Raw genomic sequence first — 3,944 nt, forward strand, 5'->3', positions numbered from 1 at the left:
CAAAACTCATCTGCATCTTTTGCCCCAACCGTCTAGTCTATTACCTTTATTTTAGTCGGTTATTGCACTGACAGGGGAGGTTGTGCAGGAGTCTTTCAGATGGTTTGCCTGCTGGAAGACAAAAAAACAGAGGGAACCTCATATACGAACTGACTCAACTTTTTTTGTATTTGTATTTGTATTTGTGCTAAATTCAATAACATTCTGGGTCATGTTTAAAGTCAAATCATAAATGGGTAACTATATGAAAAAAAATGGTATCTTCCGTTCTCCTGTTACTTTGTTAATGATGGTAATGATAGGAATCAGCTACTTGATGGCTCCTGTTCAAGCCGCAACTGAAAATAACTTTATGGTCAAAAATACACAAGATATCGTTGAGTTATGTTCTGTTTCTCCAGAAGACAAGCTTTATACGCAAGCTATTCATTTTTGCCACGGTTATTTGGTCGGTGTATATCACTATCAAAATGAACTATACAAAAGCCCAGGACTCAGTCCCATAATTTGTATTCCGAAGTTACATCATCCAGCATCTGTCAATTCAGAAATAGAACGAGTTGAGTTATCCAGAAATCATACGATTTCTGGATATATCCAATGGGTTAAGGAGCATCCAGAGTATTTAAAAGAATCCATTGTTGATTCGTTAATGAAATACTTAGTTGACAATTATTCTTGTAAAGACGATTAACGATTCGTGAATTATAAATAATAATCTTGAGTTTCTTGCAAAGGTGATCATCATGAAAAAAATCGCTTGTTTATTAATCGCAGCCATCATAACCATCAGTTTCTCTGGATGTGCGGGCATGTCGAACACCGATCAAAGGCTACTGACAGGTTCTGCGGGTGGTGCAGCAGGAGGAGCTTTGATCGGGGCAATTGCTGGTAGTGCAGGAATGGGAGCAGCCATCGGTGCAGGTGCCGGTTTATTAGGAGGCTTTTTAGTTGATCAGCATAAAAAATCCGAAGATCGCGCTTACCAAAAAGGCTATCGAGCAGGTCAACAAGGCAAATAAAAGCGGAATTGGAGATTACTTTTGTCAATAGCGGATTAAAAAGCTGCCTAACAGCGCGCGAAGAGTGTTCCAATTAGATCAGAGTGAGGGTCAGAAAACTTGGTAACCCTTACGATACCAGAGTTCCAATAATTACTCGCTCAATGATTGGGCCAGTCCATTATTGAATATCATCCTGAGTGATAAAGTCTGCAGCGATTTGGAAGCTTTCCATGTTCTGGGTTTAAGCCGCTTTTTTGCTGGCCAGCAATTCTTCCTGTACATAGATTTTGTGTTGCTCAAACCGTTCGGACCAGAAAACCAGTTCCAATGATCCATCGTTATGTTCCAGCAGAGTAGAACAGCTTTCGACCCAATCACCGTCATTGCAATACAGTATCGAGTTAATTTCTCTCAATTCAGCGTGGTGGATGTGACCGCAAACCACCCCATCAACGCCACGATCCTTAGCCAGATGCGCCAATGCATCCTCAAAGCTGCTGATGTAGCTGACTGCGTTTTTTACGCGCAATTTTAGATAGGCTGCGAGCGACCAATAAGAAAACCCGAAATACTTGCGCAAGCCATTGATATAGTGATTCAGATCCAGCAGCGTATCGTAGGCGACATTGCCGAGTTTTGCGAGCCAGCGGCTATTTTTGACAATGACATCAAATTCATCGCCATGCATAATCAACAGCTTTTTTCCTTCTGTTGTCGTGTGCACATAATCCTGGTGAATTTCCACATTGCCGAAAACATGACCAACGCAATCCCGCATGGCCTCATCATGATTGCCCGGTATGTAAATGACTTTGGTGCCATGTTTGGCTTTGCCTAAAATCGACCGAACCACATTGGTATGCGCTTGCGGCCAGTAAGGACTCTTTTTAATGCTCCAGAAATCGACGATATCGCCGACCAGGAAAAGGTAATCGGTTTCAACCGAATGCAGAAAATGCAGCAGTGCTTCCGCCTGGCAGCCGCGAAATCCGAGATGCACATCGGAAATCCAAACACTTCTTACTTTGATAGGGGCTTTATTTTTTAACATACATGCCTTTTTAAGTGGATAAGTGACGGTTCCACAGCATAAAGTGTGTTTGTTAAGCTTCCTTGAAGTATTTGTTAAATATTCATGAAATCTTTATGAAAAAATCTTGGCAGGTGATTTTTGCTATGAATCCTTGATGCTGATCAGCGGATTCAAGTAAGATTTGTTTTCGACAACACCTTAACCAGCGACGCTACACATCAGACATGATGTATATCAATATTGATCAAGGAATGCCGCGCGGATGATGCGGATCAGGCATTTTGTGGCACTATCAATATGACAAGGAATCTATTCCGGTAGAGAAATATTTTTGAATGATGCCATGTAATATTTTTCGTAATGCTTCATCATCCTTGTTTATTAATTCCTGATAAAGCTTGGCAGAAATCAGTTTGAAATGATCGATAAGTTCGGGATCAAAGTGGGTTCCGCTTTTTTCCATGACGATTTTCATTGTTTCTTCAAAGGTAAAGGCTTTTTTGTAAGGTCTCCGGGAAGTTAATGCATCAAATACATCAGAAATAGCAAAAATTCGAGCATTAATCGGTATTTGATCGGATCGTAAACCATGAGGGTAGCCACTGCCATCGTATTTCTCATGATGACCGCCGACAACATCCTTAGCATCAGATAGCCATTTGGAGCGGCTAATTATTTCAAGTCCTTTTTCCACATGAGTCTTCATCAGAGCAAACTCTGATTCAGTGAGTTTTCCCGGCTTTAATAATATGTTATCGGAAATACCAATTTTCCCTACATCATGTAGGAATGCACCTTTGATTAATGATTCGATCTGTTGGCTGGGTAAATTGACTTTTTCGGCAAGGCGGACAGCGATGATGGTAACCCGGTAATTATGCGAATTGGTATCACTATCTCGCTTAGCAATAGCATTGCCGAGAACTCGAAGTGTTTCAATATTGGAATCCAATAGATCAATAGAGAAAGCCGCAAGCTTCCGGGTTAAATTAACGATGACAGGGTATAAAATTGCGGTTGTCAAGATGACGATTAGCACTGCATAAAAAATCGTAGCATATACTTCGCCTTTTAATTGATCCATGGTGGATTGCGTGAGTGAAAACATCGTTCTCAGATGGCCAATCAAGTTGCCGGTTTTGTTATAAAGCGGCATGACAAGATGCACATAACTGTAACCATCCAGCTTGACGATCTCTTGTAAAGTGCTCCCATCTTTCGAAAACTGAAACTGCGTATCAGCGATATATCGTTTTATTCTGTCTATGTCAGGATAATTGTCATCGTATCGATCGATCAACGTACCTTCATTCAAGGAATTTATTTGGTAATAAACAAAAATACCGATACTTTTATCGTATTGAATCAGTGATAAAGCACTAATTGCTTGATCCATGGCCTGTTGCAGAGAAACGCCTTCTTTTTCTCGGTACTCATTCGTTCTGGCGCGGAGTGTTTCAAAGCGATTATGCGCTGTTATAAATACACGATCATATAGGTCGTTATTGACACTGATATGAACGATTGCCGAGAGTACTAGAGAGAACAATAACGTTACGAGCAAAATGCGGCGCGTCAATACAACATATACAAAATACTTAAGAGAACCTTTCTTGTTTGTTTTCATAAAAGGAAATTTTTGTAAAATCATCTTTATTTTCTTAAAAGCCATGGAAAATTTGCACCCTTATGTAACTAACTCAAGCCGGATTGTGACATGATCCAATGAATCAGCACAGTCCACAATTAAAAAGTGTGGGCTGTCGAAGGCCAAGTGATTGGGATACTGTCAGAGCCGCGGAAATTATCTGAAAGACTCCTGCACAACCTCCCCTGTCAGTGCAATAACCGACTAAAATAAAGGTAATAGACTAGACGGTTGGGGCAAAAGATGCAGATGAGTTTTG

Annotated in this window: 4 protein-coding genes; 2 read left to right on the plus strand and 2 right to left on the minus strand. The window is 40.6% G+C overall.

Going from position 1 to position 3,944, the window contains the following annotated elements:
- The first annotated feature begins 244 nt into the window (after positions 1-244).
- A complete protein-coding gene (locus C8R34_RS15935) occupies positions 245-694 on the plus strand; it encodes a Rap1a/Tai family immunity protein (RefSeq protein ID WP_132467158.1) in 450 nt (149 codons plus the stop codon).
- A 52-nt stretch (positions 695-746) separates the two neighbouring features.
- Positions 747-1,022 (plus strand): glycine zipper family protein, encoded by a 276-nt coding sequence (locus C8R34_RS15940; protein ID WP_110342254.1) that lies wholly within the window; start codon positions 747-749, stop codon positions 1,020-1,022.
- A gap of 223 nt (positions 1,023-1,245) precedes the next feature.
- Here the strand turns inward: C8R34_RS15940 and C8R34_RS15945 are convergent, their stop codons facing one another.
- Entirely contained in the window at positions 1,246-2,055 is an 810-nt protein-coding gene (locus C8R34_RS15945) for a UDP-2,3-diacylglucosamine diphosphatase (RefSeq protein WP_110342256.1), read from the minus strand.
- Between the two features lie 274 nt (positions 2,056-2,329).
- Entirely contained in the window at positions 2,330-3,688 is a 1,359-nt protein-coding gene (locus tag C8R34_RS15950) for an HD-GYP domain-containing protein (RefSeq protein WP_207896499.1), read from the minus strand.
- Positions 3,689-3,944: the final 256 nt, after the last annotated feature.

This window comes from Nitrosomonas sp. Nm84 (genome assembly GCF_003201565.1).
Taxonomy (GTDB): domain Bacteria; phylum Pseudomonadota; class Gammaproteobacteria; order Burkholderiales; family Nitrosomonadaceae; genus Nitrosomonas.